The 18,198-nt window shown below is 54.8% G+C and carries 21 protein-coding genes and 1 pseudogene; 7 read left to right on the forward strand and 15 right to left on the reverse strand.

Features of this window, described 5'->3' with window-relative positions; genetic code table 11:
• Positions 1-264: 264 nt before the first annotated feature.
• The 3 genes from M1D99_RS18260 to M1D99_RS18270 all read right to left on the reverse strand — a co-directional run bounded on the left by M1D99_RS18260 (position 265) and on the right by M1D99_RS18270 (position 2,124).
• The gene (locus M1D99_RS18260) at positions 265-750 is read right to left on the reverse strand and encodes a hypothetical protein (protein ID WP_458130562.1); all 486 of its coding nucleotides are present in this window, start codon (positions 748-750) and stop codon (positions 265-267) included.
• A 282-nt stretch (positions 751-1,032) separates the two neighbouring features.
• The gene (locus M1D99_RS18265) at positions 1,033-1,470 is read right to left on the reverse strand and encodes a hypothetical protein (protein WP_458130563.1); all 438 of its coding nucleotides are present in this window, start codon (positions 1,468-1,470) and stop codon (positions 1,033-1,035) included.
• A gap of 177 nt (positions 1,471-1,647) precedes the next feature.
• Positions 1,648-2,124 (reverse strand): DUF2247 family protein, encoded by a 477-nt coding sequence (locus M1D99_RS18270; protein ID WP_458130564.1) that lies wholly within the window; start codon positions 2,122-2,124, stop codon positions 1,648-1,650.
• Between the two features lie 361 nt (positions 2,125-2,485).
• On the opposite strand from M1D99_RS18270, the gene M1D99_RS18275 reads away from it, so the two are divergent.
• On the forward strand, positions 2,486-3,055 hold the full coding sequence (locus tag M1D99_RS18275; protein WP_434570890.1) for a DUF4291 domain-containing protein: 570 nt from the start codon (positions 2,486-2,488) through the stop codon (positions 3,053-3,055).
• Here M1D99_RS18275 and M1D99_RS18280 read toward each other — a convergent pair.
• From M1D99_RS18280 to M1D99_RS18315, 8 genes are all read right to left on the reverse strand, one after another.
• Positions 3,044-3,319 (reverse strand): hypothetical protein, encoded by a 276-nt coding sequence (locus M1D99_RS18280; protein WP_434570892.1) that lies wholly within the window; start codon positions 3,317-3,319, stop codon positions 3,044-3,046. The two genes, M1D99_RS18275 and M1D99_RS18280, sit on opposite strands and share 12 nt — an antisense overlap.
• Before the next feature lie 278 nt (positions 3,320-3,597).
• Entirely contained in the window at positions 3,598-3,828 is a 231-nt protein-coding gene (locus M1D99_RS18285) for a hypothetical protein (RefSeq protein WP_434570893.1), read from the reverse strand.
• A 135-nt stretch (positions 3,829-3,963) separates the two neighbouring features.
• The gene (locus tag M1D99_RS18290; RefSeq protein WP_434570895.1) at positions 3,964-4,416 is read right to left on the reverse strand and encodes a hypothetical protein; all 453 of its coding nucleotides are present in this window, start codon (positions 4,414-4,416) and stop codon (positions 3,964-3,966) included.
• Between the two features lie 139 nt (positions 4,417-4,555).
• Positions 4,556-4,819 carry a hypothetical protein gene (locus M1D99_RS18295; RefSeq protein WP_434570897.1) on the reverse strand — a complete coding sequence of 88 codons (264 nt, stop codon included), beginning with the start codon at positions 4,817-4,819 and terminating at the stop codon, positions 4,556-4,558.
• Positions 4,820-5,424: 605 nt separating this feature from the next.
• Positions 5,425-6,069 carry a T6SS immunity protein Tdi1 domain-containing protein gene (locus M1D99_RS18300; protein WP_458130565.1) on the reverse strand — a complete coding sequence of 215 codons (645 nt, stop codon included), beginning with the start codon at positions 6,067-6,069 and terminating at the stop codon, positions 5,425-5,427.
• A gap of 106 nt (positions 6,070-6,175) precedes the next feature.
• On the reverse strand, positions 6,176-6,574 hold the full coding sequence (locus M1D99_RS18305) for an SMI1/KNR4 family protein (RefSeq protein ID WP_434570901.1): 399 nt from the start codon (positions 6,572-6,574) through the stop codon (positions 6,176-6,178).
• A 400-nt stretch (positions 6,575-6,974) separates the two neighbouring features.
• On the reverse strand, positions 6,975-7,268 hold the full coding sequence (locus tag M1D99_RS18310; RefSeq protein WP_114730989.1) for a hypothetical protein: 294 nt from the start codon (positions 7,266-7,268) through the stop codon (positions 6,975-6,977).
• A gap of 69 nt (positions 7,269-7,337) precedes the next feature.
• Positions 7,338-7,718 (reverse strand): SMI1/KNR4 family protein, encoded by a 381-nt coding sequence (locus M1D99_RS18315; RefSeq protein WP_458130566.1) that lies wholly within the window; start codon positions 7,716-7,718, stop codon positions 7,338-7,340.
• A gap of 379 nt (positions 7,719-8,097) precedes the next feature.
• Between M1D99_RS18315 and M1D99_RS18320 the strand changes: the two are divergent.
• Together M1D99_RS18320 and M1D99_RS18325 are read left to right on the forward strand one after the other, a co-directional pair.
• Positions 8,098-9,252, forward strand: a pseudogene (locus tag M1D99_RS18320) (FIST signal transduction protein); the annotation flags it as partial.
• Between the two features lie 372 nt (positions 9,253-9,624).
• On the forward strand, positions 9,625-10,125 hold the full coding sequence (locus tag M1D99_RS18325; protein ID WP_411387527.1) for a methyl-accepting chemotaxis protein: 501 nt from the start codon (positions 9,625-9,627) through the stop codon (positions 10,123-10,125).
• Between the two features lie 188 nt (positions 10,126-10,313).
• On the opposite strand, the gene M1D99_RS18330 is transcribed toward M1D99_RS18325, so the two are convergent.
• Positions 10,314-10,709, reverse strand: a complete 396-nt coding sequence (locus M1D99_RS18330; protein ID WP_003202818.1) for a DUF4280 domain-containing protein — start codon at positions 10,707-10,709, stop codon at positions 10,314-10,316.
• A gap of 198 nt (positions 10,710-10,907) precedes the next feature.
• Between M1D99_RS18330 and M1D99_RS18335 the strand changes: the two genes are divergently transcribed.
• From M1D99_RS18335 to M1D99_RS18345, 3 genes are all read left to right on the forward strand, one after another.
• Positions 10,908-11,975, forward strand: coding sequence for a phosphotransferase family protein (locus M1D99_RS18335; RefSeq protein ID WP_053122767.1), 1,068 nt, complete (start codon positions 10,908-10,910; stop codon positions 11,973-11,975).
• A 24-nt stretch (positions 11,976-11,999) separates the two neighbouring features.
• Positions 12,000-12,767 (forward strand): SDR family oxidoreductase, encoded by a 768-nt coding sequence (locus M1D99_RS18340; protein ID WP_025213231.1) that lies wholly within the window; start codon positions 12,000-12,002, stop codon positions 12,765-12,767.
• A 236-nt stretch (positions 12,768-13,003) separates the two neighbouring features.
• The gene (locus M1D99_RS18345) at positions 13,004-14,119 is read left to right on the forward strand and encodes a Gfo/Idh/MocA family protein (protein ID WP_434570907.1); all 1,116 of its coding nucleotides are present in this window, start codon (positions 13,004-13,006) and stop codon (positions 14,117-14,119) included.
• A 182-nt stretch (positions 14,120-14,301) separates the two neighbouring features.
• Here M1D99_RS18345 and M1D99_RS18350 read toward each other — a convergent pair whose 3' ends face one another.
• From M1D99_RS18350 to M1D99_RS18360, 3 genes are all read right to left on the reverse strand, one after another.
• Positions 14,302-15,735 (reverse strand): FAD/NAD(P)-binding protein, encoded by a 1,434-nt coding sequence (locus M1D99_RS18350; RefSeq protein WP_458130567.1) that lies wholly within the window; start codon positions 15,733-15,735, stop codon positions 14,302-14,304.
• 261 nt (positions 15,736-15,996) lie between these two features.
• Positions 15,997-16,362, reverse strand: coding sequence for a hypothetical protein (locus M1D99_RS18355; protein ID WP_434570910.1), 366 nt, complete (start codon positions 16,360-16,362; stop codon positions 15,997-15,999).
• 132 nt (positions 16,363-16,494) lie between these two features.
• On the reverse strand, positions 16,495-17,058 hold the full coding sequence (locus tag M1D99_RS18360) for a helix-turn-helix domain-containing protein (protein ID WP_186729067.1): 564 nt from the start codon (positions 17,056-17,058) through the stop codon (positions 16,495-16,497).
• Between the two features lie 12 nt (positions 17,059-17,070).
• Between M1D99_RS18360 and M1D99_RS18365 the strand changes: the two genes are divergently transcribed.
• Positions 17,071-18,075, forward strand: a complete 1,005-nt coding sequence (locus tag M1D99_RS18365; protein ID WP_434576540.1) for a DMT family transporter — start codon at positions 17,071-17,073, stop codon at positions 18,073-18,075.
• Positions 18,076-18,198 lie beyond the last annotated feature (123 nt).

Here is an 18,198-nt window from a genome sequence, read left to right on the forward strand (position 1 = left end):
ATAAAACAAAATCGCAGGCCTGAAAGCCTGCAATCCTGTCCGTGCACTGTTACGCCTTATTCCACCGGGTTACCAAGCCCGGTCGCTGAATGTGCAGCGACATCCAGAGCGTAACGCGACAGAAAACCTCCGGCGAGAGGCTTAGGGCTAGGATAGTGCTTTTGGTGGGATTTTCAGAAGTTTCCTACGTGAGAAGCCAATGCGAATGAAGCAAGGCTCAGGGTCTCTCCGGGATCCTCAGGGTCTGTCCCTGAGGCTCCTCCCCTACTCGCACTTTAGCAATCGCTCTTGAATAATATGTTGTGCCGGTAAAGTAGTAAAAGTCTCTTCGCTCACTTCCTTGAAGTCATCGCACCACCTGTAAACTTTGCGATTTTTATAGAAGGCTGATACCAAGTGGAGTAACAATATTTCGTCTAGCCCCACGCCACCTTCGTCTAACTCAAAAACGACGAGGATTTCGTGTGAGACCTCGATTGGTAGAGAATGGCCTTCATCCTGCAAATATTCTTCAAGCGCTTGCTCCTTGAGTATCTCAATTCTAATCCAAGGTTCGCTGCCCTGACGGCTACTCCACTGAGCATTTACTTGCCATTTGTTGACTTTCAAATCAAGAAAGCTGCACTCATTGAAAATCTCCTGATCCTGGACATAAGAGACTGGCGCATCGCCCCATGCTTGGCTGACCAATAAGTCTCTTTCTGGCAAGACAATATCTTGGTCCAAAATAACAGCGTATTTACTGCCCATCGCATATTCCCTGCTTCTTGTAAACGTCTCAGCCCATTCTCAGCATTTCTGATCAACCAAAAATGGGGATAGACCCTGAGGGATCCTCACAAATCTACTCCAATGCCCGCACCTCTTCATGTACCTCTGCGCGCGCGGTGTAAGAACCGGATGGCTTGCATGAGACGGGATCTTGTTTTGTGTGGTGCAACACAAGCTGCCGACTCATGCAGGCCTCTCAAAACTCCAACTTATAGATTTGCGCAAGAAAATCAGGGAACCTCTCAGGGTCTGCCCCCGTTTTTAGCGATACTTCTGCATAAGTTGCTTCCTACCAATATCTGTTTGCCATATGTAGGCCAAGTAAGCTCCAAAATCATGCTCCTCGTCATCGGGATCACCAAGGGCCGGCCACCCTCCCTCCCCGTATCGTAACCACCACGAAGAATAAATAAATTCACGCAAAAAATCTCCGTCTTGCCTAACTGAAAGACAACTAACGCCTCCATTCCCATGAACGAACTTTACTGACAAGGATGGGGCAGACGCATCCCATAAATCGTCGCCAATCTGAAGAAAATAACCCTTCTCCTTTTTGTAAAAGGCCACTAATACGCCTTCAATTATGCTACCGACCCCACATACGACTTCACCCGGGCTCAATTCAAAAACCGTAGCATCACGACTTCCCTCATAAAACTCAATTCCACAACCAAACTCAGAAAACGATCTAATTCGCATCACAGCACCTATTATCCCCAGCAACATTAATTACCAAAAACGTGGTCTGCTCCTGAGGAATCCCAGAACCTACGATGCTCACGAAAACGGGACAGACCACGTTTTCTAAACTAAGACAGCAATCGCTGCCCCGGTCGATCTCGCTGAGTTCCGTGTCCGATAATTGCTTCAACTTCATCAGAGAACGTGGTCTGCCCCGCTTTTCCCAAGCAAAAACCGCTCTTTCAATGCAGCCACAACATCACGCATTGCTAAAAGCGGAGGAATCTCATCTTGAGAATATACGCTGCAAGAAGTCATATCCTCTGGGTAGTCAAAATCCGCATAAGCTTCTTGAAGGAAATTTATCTTCTCTTCGTAAGAGCCATCTAATGCTTCTATCCGCAATAAGAATCCCAGTCGCCACTTATCTACGTCGGAAGCACTATTTGTGCTCTCTAGCGTTGAAATTAGACCAATAAGCTCATCGTCACTTAAATCCTCGCCCCCGGCAATGATAGCGACATTCTCATTACTAGCATGACTGCCACTCACAAGCTGATTGACAGCGTAATCAAAAATGTCCTCTCTCTTTACCCACCCCCTTCTAAACCCAAAAACAAGTGTCGACCAACTCATCAAACCCAACCCAATCAGTATCTTGAACGGACACATTTTTTCCATCTTGTTTTTGGGACTCTGGTTAGGCAGCCGGGGGGAAACGGAGATAGACCACGTTTTCTAAATTAAGACAGCAATCGCTTTCCCAGGCGCCCCGGACGGCCTCGTTGAGCTCGCCGTCCAATCTTTGCTTCAATTTCATCAGAAAATGCGGCTTACCTCCATTTTTCCTGCCTGGCGGGGACGAATGGTGGTGGTTCCTTGGTTTACCGTAGAGAGGCCCCATTCCCAGCCGAGGGGGCTTCAGGCTTTTCCCATAGGGTGTATTCTTGGCCCATCATGCACGATCTCTCCTTCATTCGCGGCGCCCCCATAAAAAGACCTTTCAAACCGATGAGTTACAGCGAGAAAAGCAATGAATCAAACTGCTCTCCAACAAATTCGCGCTGTTTATGACGATAAAACCATTCGTGTTTATCAAGCCTATTCCGATGCCATTGCCGACAGCGCCTTAACACGCGGAACGTTTGTTTCGCCTCCCTTTAAAATGGAGCGCATGACGTGGATTAAACCATCATTTCTGTGGATGATGTATCGCGCCGGTTGGGGATTCAAGGACGAAGGCCAAAAACGCATCCTTGCCATCGACATAACCCGCGAAGGTTTCGAATGGGCACTGGCACATAGCTGCTCTAGCCATTCTGAACCTAACATGAGCCACGAGGAATGGAAACAACTCAAAAGCCGCTCCCCGGTACGTGTTCAGTGGGACCCAGAGCGCAATCTACTACTGCAACCACTGCCGTATCGTGCCATCCAGATAGGCCTCAGCCAAGAGGCCGTCCGTTTATATACCGAAGAATGGATTCAGCGGATTACTGACATAACACCACTGGCCCACAAGATCAATTCACTTGTAATGAATCAGCAGATGGATGAAGCAAAAAAACTACTACCTCCAGAAGCTCCACTGCTAGGAATATGAACCAAAAGGCCCATATACCACTTTGTTGTTCTGCATCGCCTCTTCAAACTCAAGCTGCGTTGGCATAGATTCAAAGTGATCTACCCACTGCTCTTTTATGTGTTCGAACCAGTCTCCAGAGTTCATCTCATGGATTGGCTCCAGAATTTCAATTGGACACAGACCATCATCAGAGAGCCGCTTTAGCGATTTCTGAGTAGCATCAACATAATCAATTCCAGACGCATAGCAACTTACATATGCCCCAGAAAAATCGGACGGCATGATTGACGACTCAAGCGGCCGAACATGAAAAGGAATAATAAAAATTATCGCCACCTTTACGCCTCTACTTAAGGAAAAAACGGAGACAAACTACGTTTCCAAACCAAGACAGCATCGCTTTCCGGGTGCCCCGGTCGGCCACACTGAGCTCCCCGCCCGATCATTGCTTCAATTTCATCAGAAAACGTGGTCTGCCCCCCGCTTCTCGCAAACTCAAGCTGCGTTAGCAGAGAATCAAAGTGATCTGCCCACTGCTCCTTTATGTCTCGGACCAGTCTTCATAGGGAAACGATTTTTATCAAATAAATTCGAGTTTCAACAAGACGATTTCGCACTTGATTCACATCAAAAACAAAATCTCCACCTTCAGGGCGATAGCACGCCAAAACTTCCACCGTCGCTTGCAAAAAATCATCTTCTGGATAAGCGTTATCAATCAACACTTCTAAACGATTTGCAGCTTCAATACTTGTATCTCTCCCATCAATAAAATGATCTAACAACGTCACTATCACCTCCATATTAACTTCTCTTTGATAAATTAAAGCGGAAATCCACTCTCACTTCTAGCTCAGCAAAAAAATCGTCCCATACTGGAAAACAGTGACCGCGTGCCGCTATCCGTCTCCGCGCCTCATACCACCTCAGAAGTCCTCAAAATAATTTACTACCAAATCCAACTGCTCGATCAAATTTCTAGGCGGTCGAGTATCGACATATGCTTGAGCCAAAGAAAATGGATCTATGGTTTTTTCTGACCCAAAGGTCCCAAACTCTCCAATCACATACCTCGAAAAGGTCTTTGACTCAACGCTTTCATCAACTACCCAGCACCCGTCAAATTTACCAACAAGCCACTCCCCAATAAAATAGCCAATCCTTGTCATCAACCAAATGCGATTGCTATCGCTCACATCTTGCACTGCCATATATCTACTTATATAAGGTAAAAACTTTTCAGGCACAATCAGGATTTCATGAGGACTTTCACAACCTAATATTTTAGCAAAATCATGTAGAACGGGCATACGTTCCTTGCGAAACACATCAAACCTGTCCTTTCTCTTTTTCAACTGAACCTTTTCTTCATCCGTCATTTTTCTCATTAAATTTTCTCACATTATTTATAAATTACACAAATACTAATACAGGGACAGACCACACCTCCAACCAAAACGGTAGGGACTTTCCCAGATGCCACACAGAAGACGTGCCCCCCGCCAACCCGTCTTTACTTTATTCTACAAGCAACTGCCAACGCCCACTTCTTGCTTCCTCTTGCGACAGCTCCACAAAATCTATTATTTCAATAACCGTGTAATCAAGATTTGATTGTTGATTTAGCATCTTACGCTCACCAACTACCGTCAGAGCCTGTCGAACCTCATCACCAGAAACCGGGTAAAATCGCTTACCGACAACATCAATACTTGAATTACAGCCTTTACAAGCGAGGATCGTAACCCCACCTGAAAGCTCAAATTTCTCGACTACGGTCATCGTAAATTTCACTTATTAGAGTCCCTTTTCTCGAAGAGATGTTGCCTTCCGACTTCTCTAGCGCGTTGGTCGATGCGCCCAACCCAAAAGGTTCATTGCTGGCAAAATTTATCGCTTACTGCCCTATCGATGATGATCTCGGAATGGTCCTTGTCACGTTTGACTATTGGCGACACTGAGCGAATCAGCTTGATATCGAGGACCTTTCCACAGACCTTAATGTTTTGACGATCAAATGACTCTAACCTCTCTTCGTCACTATCATTATCAACGTGCGAAACGAAAATTACGCTGTAGCTTCCGCCGCTCTGGACTACCTCAGAACAGGTCGTAGCATCGAATTCGTTGCAATATATTATTGGTATTGCTAGCTTGTTCTCAATACGAAGCTCGTCAAAAAAAACCTGCTCCATCTCTATCAGACAACAACTAGACAACGCCAGCGGCAGAACCACCACTATCATGGCGCGTAGAAATATAGATAGAATTTTCGACACAACTCTCACTCGCAATAGATTGGGAATATTTTTAAGGCATTATTTTATTAGTCACTTCAGCAGCTATTGAAGACACCACTAAGACTCTCGACCGCATTGTTAGCCTCATCAGACTCTACCCTCCTCCCCCTCATCAGTAAGCACAATATTCGCCAGCAATGAACCTAGAGGAAGCCCCATCGTTTTCCTAATTATTTGGCCTATTAATGTCCAGTAGACATCAAGGTCTGAAACCTCTAGGTTTTCGACAACATCTTTACCATTGAGAAATAATGGCACCTTGTATCCGATACATTCTTCATAGCCAGGAGCAGAACCTTGAGCTAGCCACTGAATATGGAAGCTAACAGCTAAAGCCGCTTCTCGGTGTTCAATCAATTCTTTGTTATGGAAAGTCACGATATTGCAAGGAATCTCTAGCGCCTCTCCGGTTCCTGGCTCAAACATAACAACTCCAGGATGCCCCTCTTCCAACCGGCCTGAATCAAGCGCAAATATACGCCCTAGCCAATCGTAACCAAAGCATTGCACGCGTCCATCGAAATTGGGAAACGCATATTCAATAGTTTGGTTCCACTCCTCAGCCGAGCTAGGCGTCATCACTCGGTATAATGCTCTATCAAATGAACACCCTCCAAACTCCGACGTCAGTTTAGACACTCTATAGTCATCGCCTTGAATATCCAGAGCAGCCAGGCTTTCATCGGCCACACGATAATCCTTGGAGAAAGAACTGCGAAAAATATCATACATGCATCAATCTCCAATCTTCCATATTGTCAACTCTAAAAAAACATGGAAGCAACTCACATTTTCTACAGCGTCCGCTTTTGTCTCCATGCCCTTGGGGCGCACTGGCTTATTCATCCTCGTTAGCTAAATAAGCAAACAGCCCCGGGAGATCGTAGGCTAGCGTTTCGGCATACCGTCGATCCATGCCTATAAACGGGATGCGTACTATCGGCATCGCTGCGTCATTGGTATCGAAGCCATACCCCTCTCCGCCTCCGCTCGAAGCGAATAAGAAAATGCCGGGAGCATAGATTTCTACTTCGTACTCCCGATTGAAGTCGGCCAACTCCTCTGCACTCCAAAAAACAATGTAATTCTCGCCTATGAAACCTTCGCCACCATTATGCTGCTTGAGGAAGTCGATATAGTTTTGGGGAAGTGCGACACCCGAGTGAATCGCGAGATCATTAAGGATCTCGAATTCAGCAGGGTCATTGAGCTCCCCCTCTATCAAATGATATTTCATAGCTAACAATACCTACTCCAATCACTTGGTTCGTCTGACGAATTTTCCTTACCAACTATAGCCCACAGCATCAGCTTCTCTCCCGTCAACCAAAGGGGAACTCCTGGCGTATCAGATACCTCTTCAATAGGAGCCAGAATTATTAACTCACCCTGTAATATTAGACGACAGTCTCCAAAACCTCGCTCCCCAACCCTAAGATCTATCAATCGATGTACGTCAGGTACTCACCACACGTTTCCGAAAATATTTCCGGATGGGCGCTGAACACTTTAAACAACTCCACGCCATCACCAAACTCAAGGTATTGAAGTAGAGCAGACTTAAGTCGGCATTGAACGCTCAAGCAAGCTCTCCAATAGCAGAAAACCGAAGGAAGTACAGGAACGGCCCCCACCCCTCACATCATCTTTCTTTGCCAAACACTTGATTTAGAGCTCCGCCACGCATGCCACCCAAGCGGAAGATCAGCCAACTCAATAACAGTTGGGTCGAGCATCACAATGCTTTGCAAACTCACGACCATTGCATCTTCTTCGCTGACAGGCTCCGATTGACTGGTATGAAACTGCCAAGCACCATCATCGCTATCATGCGAAACATAGGCTATCCAGCCACCCGATAAAACTATTTTCTGACTTGCAACGACCGCGACGTTCGGAGGATCACTAAACTGCCAACCTGCCGTTACCATACTTATCATCCTTAACTGCTTTTTGTTTTTTCTGTTTCCGTCTAATCACTACAGCCCCACTCGGCATAGTTAAATCATACACCCGCCAGCAATCCAACTCGTTAACGATATACCGATCCTTTTAAACTCATCAGGATCCATACTGCCCTGATCCACCAAGTACACACCTTCACCTGCAAGCGGAAGCATTATAGAACGACCACCACTATCGTCACCTATAGCAAGATAGGCCGGTGCATATTTTTCCACCTCGAAGGTCTTATTCCTCTCAACAAGGTCACTAGGAGAATATAAGACCACACCATTTTGCAATGAAAATCCGCCTACTGAATTAAGCACTTCCACATAAGGACTTGGCAGTTTCACGTGAAAACTTTCTTGCAACTGAGCTAGCTGAGCGCTCGGAATCGCATCATTAGCTACAGCCCCTTTAATATTTGAAATTTTCATCTAACCTCTCAGAAATCTGCCCCCATTACCACCTCATGAACCGTACCTGCAAGAGGAGACGACAAGTAGGTTTCCGTCTCACGCCAAGGATTGCTTCTGTCGGCCAAAAAAAGTAGCAAGAGGCCATCACCGAAGCATAGCGGCTACCATTTTTTCGTCTAGAGGTCAGAGACTGTTTTTTCATCGCCCTCCCCTGGCACCCATACGAAAGTCGCTAACCAACAGACCCAACAAACCCCAACCAAAAGCCCCTATGGACCACCCCCGCAACTAGCACAAGCTCACGCTCACACAAGCCCCCCCAGCCGTGACCGCTACAGCGAAAGGACTCCCCACGCATCCCTCGTATGCATCACGTCGCGCTCAACCGAGTCCAGCCATGAACCTAGCGAACCTCTTCAACAAGGCCCGAACCCACACTCAAGGGACGGTCAGCGTGGCCTGCACTTCGGGTGAACTTGACCAAACGCTGGCCAACCTACGTACCACCCCAGTACTGATCACCGGTTTCGTCTCCCCTCACCTGGACATCGACCAGGTCGCCGCCAAGATCAAGAAGCGCTTCGCCCACAGCACCATCAGCCTGTGCACGACCTCGGGTGAGTTGTGCAACGCTGCGAACACGCTGTACTGCCAGACCGGCGAAACCTGGGACCGGGTGGTGCTGCAGTTGTTTGACGCCAGTGTGATTGTGTCGGCCGAGGTGGTAATGGTGCCGCTGGAGTGCGAGGACATTCGCGGTGGCGGCAAGCGCCTGGCCATGCGTGAGCGAATCACCCGGTTGGTGAATAACATCAAGCAGGCGCAGGTGCGCACGCCCATTGATCATCGCGATACCTTGGCCTATGTGGTGTTCGATGGTCTTTCGGCCTCCGAGTCGTTCTTTATGGAAGCGCTGTATGAGTCTGGACGCTTCCCCTGCCTGTTCGTCGGTGGTTCGGCCGGGGGCAAGGCTGATTTCAAGAAGACCCTGATCAGTGATGGGCAGCGCAGTTACCAGAACCATGCGCAGATTGTCTTCCTGAAAACCGCGGCGGACGTGCGCTTCGGGGTGTTCAAGAGCCAGAACTTCCAACCGACCGGATTGACGTTCAGCGTGCTGACCGCGTCGGTCGAAGACCGCACCATCGATCAGGTCATCGACAGCCGGGGCAATATCAAGAGCATGGTCCAGGCGCTGAGCGAGGCATTCGAGTGCAGTGCCCAGGCGTTGGAGAAGAAGCTGGCCGATTATTCATTTGCCATTCGCGTGGGCGAAGAATTGTTCGTGCGTTCCATTGCCCGCATCGACCTTCAACAGCAGATCATCCAGCTGTTTTGCGACGTGGCGCCTGGCGAAGAGTTGGTGATGGTCAAGCGCACGCCCCTGCGCGAGGCGACCCGGCTCGACTACGAGAAATTCCTCAAGGGCAAAGGCGGCCAACCGGTGGCGGCTATTCTCAATGACTGCATCCTGCGTCGGCTCAACAACAGCAGCGACCTGGGCAGCATGACCGGTATTTTCGGGGATGTACCGTTGGCCGGTTTCTCGACGTTTGGTGAAATCCTCGGCCTGAACCTGAACCAGACGCTCACGGCGATTTTCTTCTTCAGGGTCACCAAGGGCGCCGGTTTTGTCGATGAGTACGTCGACAACTTCATCGCCCACTATGGCGAGTTCAAGGCGTTTTTCCTGCGCCGCCAGATCAAGAAATTGGCGGGGCTGAACCATGTGGTGGTCAAGCAGATCAAGGCGTTCAAGCTGAATGATTTCAGCAGCGCCTTGGATACCCGCGGCCTGGACCCGACGATCCTGCCGGTGTTCGATGGCCTGACGGACCTGGGTCAGGTATTGGCGCAGGCCAGCCAGCAGCAGGCGCAGATGGCGACGCAGATCAAGCATTACTCTGGCGAGTTGCACCTGTCGATGGATGACCTGACAGGCACGATCGACCGGCAACATAGCGTCGCCGAGCAGGCCGGCACGACCGTCGAGCAGCTGGCCACGCAAGCGGGTGAAGCGGTGGTCGGCGCCCGTGCGCTCGCCAGTTCGAGTTTGCGCATTCAGTCGATTGTCCAGGTCATCCAGCAAATCGCCGGTCAGACCAACCTGTTGGCCCTCAACGCCGCCATCGAGGCCGCGCGGGCCGGTGAAATGGGCAGAGGGTTTGCGGTGGTGGCCGATGAGGTCCGCAAGCTGGCGGAGATCACCCGCAAGAATGCGGCGGAAATCGGTGTGGACATTGATCTGCTCTCGACGGAGATCCAAGGGGTCGCCCAGCAGATCGAAGACCAGTCCGTCGCCGTGAGCGCCTTGCGGGCGATGCTCGATGCCCTGGAAGACTCGAGCCGGACCACCGAAGGCACGGCACAACGCACGAAGGCCATTGCGGACACTTTGACCGGGCTGACCCATGCCAATGCTTGAGATCGAGTCGGCCAGACAGTGAAGCGAGGGTAAGCGCCTGCCACAGATCCCTTTGTGGAACACTCCCTTGTGGGAGCGAGCCTGCTCGCGATGACGGCGGCCCAGTCAACATCACTGCAAACTGTCCACCGCTATCGCGAGCAGGCTCGCTCCCACAGGGTCAGTTGCAATGCCTGCAAGATCGCCTGTCAGGGAATCAACATCTGCACCTGCCCCGGCACGACGATCTTGATCACCCCAGCCCAGGTGCACATCAAGGTGCTGTTGGCGTCGATGGCCGGCATGTTGCCCAGCAACAGGGTCGGGGCGCCGCCGGGGATCCATGGGGCGGCGGTGGCCGGGATGCAGGGCATGGGGGTCAGCACACCCAGGGCCGCTGCGGTGGCGGCGGCCACGGTGGGGTTTGCCAGGCTCATGCACATGCCGAAGGTAGTGATGTTCACCAGCGGGATGTGATCCATGATGTTCGCCGCCGGCATCCCGCCGGTCAGCAGGCGATTGACCGGCAGCACATTGAGCACCGCCGGGGCTGCGCCGAAGCTGCATTGAAGGGTCGCGGTGCCACAGACTTGCGGGCATCCCATCGCGGTTGCTCCTTTGAAAGCGACAGACCCCAAAACCTTAGCTCGCCCCCATCCAGCGCGCACGCCGCCATGCATCAAGCCCGCTGATTATCCGGCAACACGCTAACCTATAAGACCCTGGCGTGCTTGTGACGCCTCCCACGCGCCATTAGATTAGCCAATGATCGATGGCCTCCAAAATAAGCAGAAGGGATAAGCATGGCGTTTACTGATCAGTCCACCCGCGTGCGCGACGGTGAAGAACTCGATGCCAACCTGATCGACCCGTACCTCAAGGCCCACATCCCCGGCCTGACCGGCCTGCCGACGATCAGCCAGTTCCCCGGTGGCGCGTCGAACCTGACCTACCTGCTGGAGTACCCCGAACAGGAATTCGTCCTGCGCCGGCCGCCGTTCGGCCACAAGGCCAAGTCCGCCCACGACATGGGCCGTGAGTTCCGCATCCTCAACCAATTGCGCGATGCGTTCCCGTATTGCCCCAAAGCCTACGTGCACTGCACCGACGAATCGGTGATGGGCGCCGAGTTCTACGTGATGGAACGCGTCAAGGGCATCATCCTGCGCGCCGAGCTGCCGCCGGAGCTGGGTTTCGACGCCGCCCGCACCGAAGCCCTGTGCAAGAGCTTCATTGACCGGCTCGTCGAATTGCACCGCGTCGACTACAACGCTTGCGGCCTGGCCGACCTGGGCAAGCCCGAAGGCTACGTGGCCCGGCAGATCCGTGGCTGGAGCGACCGCTACGAAAAAGCCCTGACCCCCGATGCGCCGAAATGGGAGACGGTCAAGGCCTGGCTCAACGACAAAATGCCCGCCGACCACCCGACGTCGAGCATCGTCCACAACGACTACCGCTTCGACAACGTGATCCTCGACCCGCAGAACCCGATGCAGATCATCGGTGTGCTGGACTGGGAACTGACCACCCTCGGCGACCCGTTGATGGACCTGGGCAACAGCCTCGCCTACTGGATCGAGGCCGATGACCCGTCACCGGTGCAACTGATGCGTCGCCAGCCAAGCCATGCACCCGGCATGCTGACCCGCCGCGAATTCGTCGACTACTACGCCGAGCGCGCCGGAATCCGCATCGACAACTTCGACTTCTACTACACCTACGGCCTGTTCCGCCTGGCCGGGATCGTCCAGCAGATCTACTACCGCTTCTTCCACGGCCAGACCCAGGACAAACGCTTCGCGCAGTTCGTTCAGATGAACAAATTGCTGGAGCAGATGAGCCTGCAGGTCATCGCTAAATCCACGCTCTGAGCGCCCTCATAACAAGGAAACAGCATGTCCAAGACCCAGTTGTTCGACCTCGACGGTAAAATTGCCTTCGTTTCCGGCGCCAGCCGCGGCATCGGCGAGGCTATCGCCAAACTGCTGGCCCAGCAAGGCGCCCACGTGATCGTGTCCAGCCGCAAGCTCGACGGTTGCCAGCACGTGGCCGATGCGATCATCGCCGCCGGCGGCAAGGCCACCGCCATCGCCTGCCACATCGGTGAAATGGAGCAGATCAGCCAGGTGTTCGCCGGCATCCGCGAACAGTTCGGGCGCCTGGACATCCTGGTGAACAACGCCGCCACCAACCCGCAATTCTGCAACGTCCTGGACACCGACCTGGGTGCGTTCCAGAAAACCGTGGACGTGAACATCCGCGGCTACTTCTTCATGTCGGTGGAAGCCGGCAAGCTGATGCGCGAGAACGGCGGCGGCAGCATCATCAACGTGGCGTCGATCAACGGTATTTCGCCAGGGGTCTTCCAGGGCATCTACTCGGTGACCAAGGCTGCGGTGATCAACATGACCAAGGTCTTCGCCAAGGAATGCGCGCAGTTCGGCATCCGCTGCAACGCCCTGTTGCCGGGCCTGACCGACACCAAGTTCGCCTCGGCACTGGTCAAGAACGACGCCATCCTGAAGACCGCCTTGGCGCAGATCCCCCTCAAGCGCGTGGCCGACCCGAGCGAAATGGCCGGCGCGGTGCTGTACCTGGCCAGCGATGCGTCGAGCTACACCACGGGCGTGGCGTTGAATGTGGATGGTGGGTTTCTGTCCTGACAGCGGGCGCCATAAAAGACCTGTGAAATCCCCCAGTGGGAGCGGGCTTGCTCGCGAATGCGGTGTGTCAGTCACAGCTGTATTCACTGATCCACCGCATTCGCGAGCAAGCCCGCTCCCACAAAGGGATCTTCAGCAATCACGGAAATGAATATTTATTCCAATATTTGCAATTAGCGAATATTTATTCCATAAAGAACCCTTCTGAAAATAAAAACTCAAAAGGGCTCTTTCTCATGCGTGAACTCGGCATCGGTCTGATTGGCACCGGCTTCATGGGCCGCGCCCATGCCTTGGCGTTCCACAATGCCAAGGCGGTGTTCGACCTCCCCTTGAACCTGAAACTGGCGGCCCTGGCCGACGCCGATCCGCAGCGTGCCCGGCAATGTGCCCAGAGCTGGGGGTTCGAGACGGCCCACAGCGACTGGCAACAGCTGATCGACGACCCGAAGGTTCACCTGGTCGCCATCACCACCCCCAACCACCTGCACTTCCCGATGGCCATGGCCGCGTTGGCGGCGGGCAAGCCGGTCTATTGTGAAAAGCCGTTGGCGGTGTCCCTGGAACAGGCCGGGCAGATGCGCCAGGCGGCCAAGGCCGCCGGGGTGGTGACGCGGGTCGGCTACAACTACCAGCACAACCCGATGATTCAACGGGCGCGGGACATGATCCAGCGCGGCGAACTGGGACGGATCATCAGTTTCCAGGGTGAATTCAGCGAAGATTTCATGGCCGATCCGACCTCACCGTGGTCATGGCGCTGCGAAGCGAGCCATGCCGGTGGCGCGCTGGCGGACCTGGGCAGCCACTTGCTGGCCATGGCGCGGCACTTGTTGGGCGATGTCGAGGCCGTCTGTGCCGACAGCCAGACCGTGCACCACCAACGCCCTGCCAGCGCCGGCAATGCCGAACAGCGGGCCATCGCCGTGGATGATCAAGTCCATGGGCTGCTGCGTTTCGCCAATGGCGCCCGGGGCACGGTGAGCAGCAGTTGGCTCAAGCACGGCTACAAGAATCACCTGGGTTTCGAGATCAGCGGCACCCTTGGCACCCTGGCGTTCGATCAGGAACGGTTGAATGAACTTCGCCTGTGCCGCGTCGGCCAGCCCGGCTTCCAGCGTTTGCTGGCCGGCCCGGATCTGCCCGGCTATGCCGCGTTCAGCCCGGCTGCCGGGCACCAGTTGGGCTACAACGAATTGAAGACATTGGAAGTGCAGGAACTGATCATGGCGCTGGCCGGCGAAGGCGCCGGCGGGACGGACTTTGACGAGGCCTGGGAAGTGGAGCGATTGGCGGCGGCAATTCGCATCGCGGCGCGGGAGGAGCGCTGGGTCAAGGTCAACGAGCTATAACTTGCTGAGCAAACCGCTCATGTAAACGGCTCTTGTGGCGAGGGAGCTTGCTCCCGCTGGGTTGCGCAGCAACCCCAGAGAGGCTGAATGCAATCAATCTGACATACCGGGGTGAATGGTTTTGGGGCTACTTCGTAGCCCAGCGGGAGCAAGCTCCCTCGCCACGGGGGGCTGTGTTCAACCTAGAGAAGGGTTTGCAGTTCAACCAATCGCCCCGCCAACGCCTTGGCCTGGCTCGCCACATCAGTCACCGCCGTGCTCTCCCACCACATCCCCCGCAGCGGCGGGCCCATGGCGAACAGGCGGCTGGCCGGCTCGCCTTGAGCATCCAGCACCGCACCATCGGCACGCGCGGCGATGCCCAAAGCCAACGGCCCCGGTTGGATCAATCCTCGAGCCAACAACTGTTGCGGCAACGGTCGCGCAACACGACGCCAGTCATATTCAATGCCACTGGAGTTGATCAACGCGGCGCCCTGCACCACTTCCAATCCAGCCTCGCCCCGTCGACGAATATTGATCGCTACCGATCCTTCGCCAGACGCCGCCAACCCCTTGAACGACGCCGCCTGAATCCGCAACCGCCCTTCCCCATGCAGGCGCGCCACCAGCTCCGCGCTCAACGGTGGCGAGCGATGATGATGACTCTCCCACCACGGCCGCACATGCCGCACGAATTGCCGGCGCTGCAAATCGCTGGCCTGGTTCCACAAGCGCCCGATGTGCGCGCGCACCGTGTCCAGCGGCGCCTGCCAGTCGATCCCTTGGGCTTGGGCCTGGCGGCATTGCTCGCGCAGAGCGCGCATCAACTGGCGTGGCGAACGCAGACTGTGATCTTCGGCGAGGAAATCCACCCAGGCGGGTGGCTGGCGGCGCACATGGGGCAGCAGGCCATGGCGGGAAAACACTTCGATCGGCCCGCGATGCCCGGCCTGTTCCAGCGACACCACGGCGTCGACCATGGTCAGCCCCGAGCCGATGATCAGCACGGTGGACTGCGGATCGAGCTGGCGCATCGCAGCGACGTCCCAAGGGTCGAGGGCTGCAGCGTTCAAGCCGCTGGATTCGGTCTGCGGGGTGCGCGCCGCCGGGAACATGCCGGTGGCCAGCACTGCAAAACGGCCACGCAAGCGTTGGCCGTCATCCAGCGTCACCATCACGGCGTCGTCGGCAAGCCGCAGGTCCACGGCCTCCCCGCGCACGTGCTCGGCGGTCGAGCCATTTTGTGCGCCCAGCTCGCGAGCCTCGGCCAGGCGTTGCTGCACATAGAGGCCAAACATCCCCCGGGGTGGGAATAACTCGCTGATGGGCACGTGCTGCTGATCCGACTCGGGCCAGCCGCCGGCCTCGATGAACGCGGTGAGCCATTGGGTCAGGTCATCGGCGTTGTCCGGGTCGACGCTCATCCGCGCCGCGTTGCCGTTCAAGGTATGGCCCAGCTCTACGGCGCTGTAGGCCTCTCCCCGTCCCAACTCGCTACGCGGCTCGACGATCAGCACCTCGCGCCGGCCCGGCAGGCGCAGCAGTTGCGCGGCGAGAATGGCGCCGCTCAAGCCGCCACCGATGATCAGGATGTCGGCGAGAGGTGGCGCGAGCGCAGTCGAGTCATTTTTCATTGAACGCTTCCATAAAAACAGTAAACGCCTCATTGATTACTCGTCATCGGCCAGGTGCACGGTGCGAGTTCCAATGAGATGAGCCACCTTACTGTCTTGCCTGATTTTTCGGAAGCTGGTTATAAAGCAGTTCACTTCATGCAGGGTCTGAGGGCCAAGAGATTAGCGATAGCTGAGCGAAGCCAGTAACGACTCTGCCCAATTTCCTGCTAGCTGACAACTGCCCCAGGGGCTCTAACCAGACTCAATCGCCGCGTCCAATCAGCTTGCAACAACCTTATAGATCTGTATGTCGGAGCTAATTGGGTCATCTTGAGATATCCGGGAAACCAACGACACCTGCGAACCCACAGGTAGGGGGTTGATACTACTTCCTAAGCTCCAACTCACCTTGCCGGCCTCCACGTGCTCATTATTGATCCACGTTGTGAACCTAAACATCCCCCCTTCGAAAAACATGTCACATTCGAGCATTTCCCCTAAGCCGGTTTTTGGAGGGAGGTCAGCAGTAACAGTAAAACCTCTAACAATCTCGGGCGGCACCGTCCCATTTATCGCACCCTCAATTCTTGGTTTTGGAAGAAATTTGGACATCCGATAAGTTCTGATTTCTTCTTTAGCGTTCATTTTTAGATCCTCGGTGATAATAGAATTTACAAGCGACGGACTATCACTTCATCCACCGCCAATAAAAGACTACGGATCCTATTCACAAGAAACTACTGTCAGAGTTGACAGGTGCCTAAATGCGTGGCGGACTCAAATCACCACATTGCGCACAAACCGCGTCGCCACCGAGCCATCGTTACGATAGGCATGGGGCTGGTTGCTGGCGAACATGAAGAACTCACCGACGCCTATGCGGCGCTCTTCGCTGCCCAGCAGCAACGTCAGGCAGCCTTCGAATACATAAAGTTGTTCGCTCCATCCATCTGCGTCGCACTCAGAATGGTAATGCTCGCCTGGCTCCAGCCGCCATTCCCAAAGTTCTACCTCCCGGCTGGCGGTGGCCTTGGCGAGCAACACAGCTTTGCTGCCCGGGATCACACCGGCCCAGACCAGTTCGTTGATGCGGCTCGAGTCGCGGGCTTCGGGGGCTTGGATCAAGTCGCTGAAGGCGACATCGAGGGCTTCGGCGACCCGGTCCAGGGTCGTCAGGCTGACGTTCTTTTCGCCGGCCTCGATGGCCACCAGCATCCGCCGACTGACCCCCGACAGCTCGGCCAGCGCCGCCTGGCTGAGCTCGGCGGCATGCCGCAGACGACGGACGTTCTGGCTGACGTGTTGCAGGACGGAGGCCCGCTGGCCGGATTCTTTGTGCACTATATTGCTCACATGGCAGGGTTGCGCATTATACTGCCCAACTTCGGGCGCATTGTGCGTCCGCCTCAAGTGGCGCGCAAGGTCATGGCATCGGTGAATTCCCCCCAAGCTTCCTCCCGTTTCTCAAGGTTCAGCAAGGCCGAATGCGTGCTGGTGCTGATTACCATGATCTGGGGCGGGACTTTCCTGTTGGTGCAGCACGCCATGACGGTCAGCGGGCCGATGTTTTTCGTAGGCCTGCGCTTCGCTGCCGCGGCCGCGTTTGTCGCGCTGTTCTCCTGGCGGCATCTGCGTGAACTGACGCTGTTCGAACTCAAGGCGGGGTGCTTCATCGGCGTGGCGATCATGCTCGGCTACGGTTTGCAGACCGTCGGCCTGCAAACGATACCCAGCAGCCAGTCGGCGTTCATCACCGCCCTCTATGTGCCGTTCGTGCCCTTGTTGCAATGGCTGGTGCTGGGCCGGCGGCCAGGCTTGATGCCGAGCATCGGCATCATGCTGGCGTTCACTGGGCTGATGCTGGTGTCCGGTCCGGCCGGGGCCTCGCTGAACTTCAGCCCCGGTGAAATCGCCACGTTGATCAGCGCCATCGCGATTGCCGCCGAAATCATCCTGATCAGCGCCTATGCCGGCCAGGTCGATGTGCGCCGAGTGACCGTAGTGCAACTGGCGAGCACGGCGGTGCTGGCGTTCCTGATGGTGGTGCCGACCCAGGAAGCGATCCCGGATTTTTCCATGTTGCTGCTGGTCAGCGCCGTGGGCCTGGGGGCCGCCAGCGCAGCGATCCAGGTGGCGATGAACTGGGCACAGAAAAGCGTCTCGCCGACCCGCGCCACGCTGATCTATGCCGGTGAACCGGTATGGGCCGGCATCGCCGGACGCCTGGCGGGCGAGCGGCTGCCGGCGATCGCATTGTTCGGCGCGGCGCTGATCGTGGCGGCGGTGATTGTCAGTGAGCTGAAGACTCGCAGCAAAGGTGTTGTCGAAGTGGATGAGGGGCTTGAGCGCGAGCAGTGAGGCCGGTTACCGGCAACGGTGATTGAACCTGTGGCGAGGGAGCTTGCTCCCGCTGGGTTGCGCAGCGACCCCAAGGAAGCCGAATGCAATCAACCTGACACACCCGGGTGACTGGTCTCGGGG

It is taken from the genome of Pseudomonas sp. R3-41 (assembly GCF_054161485.1).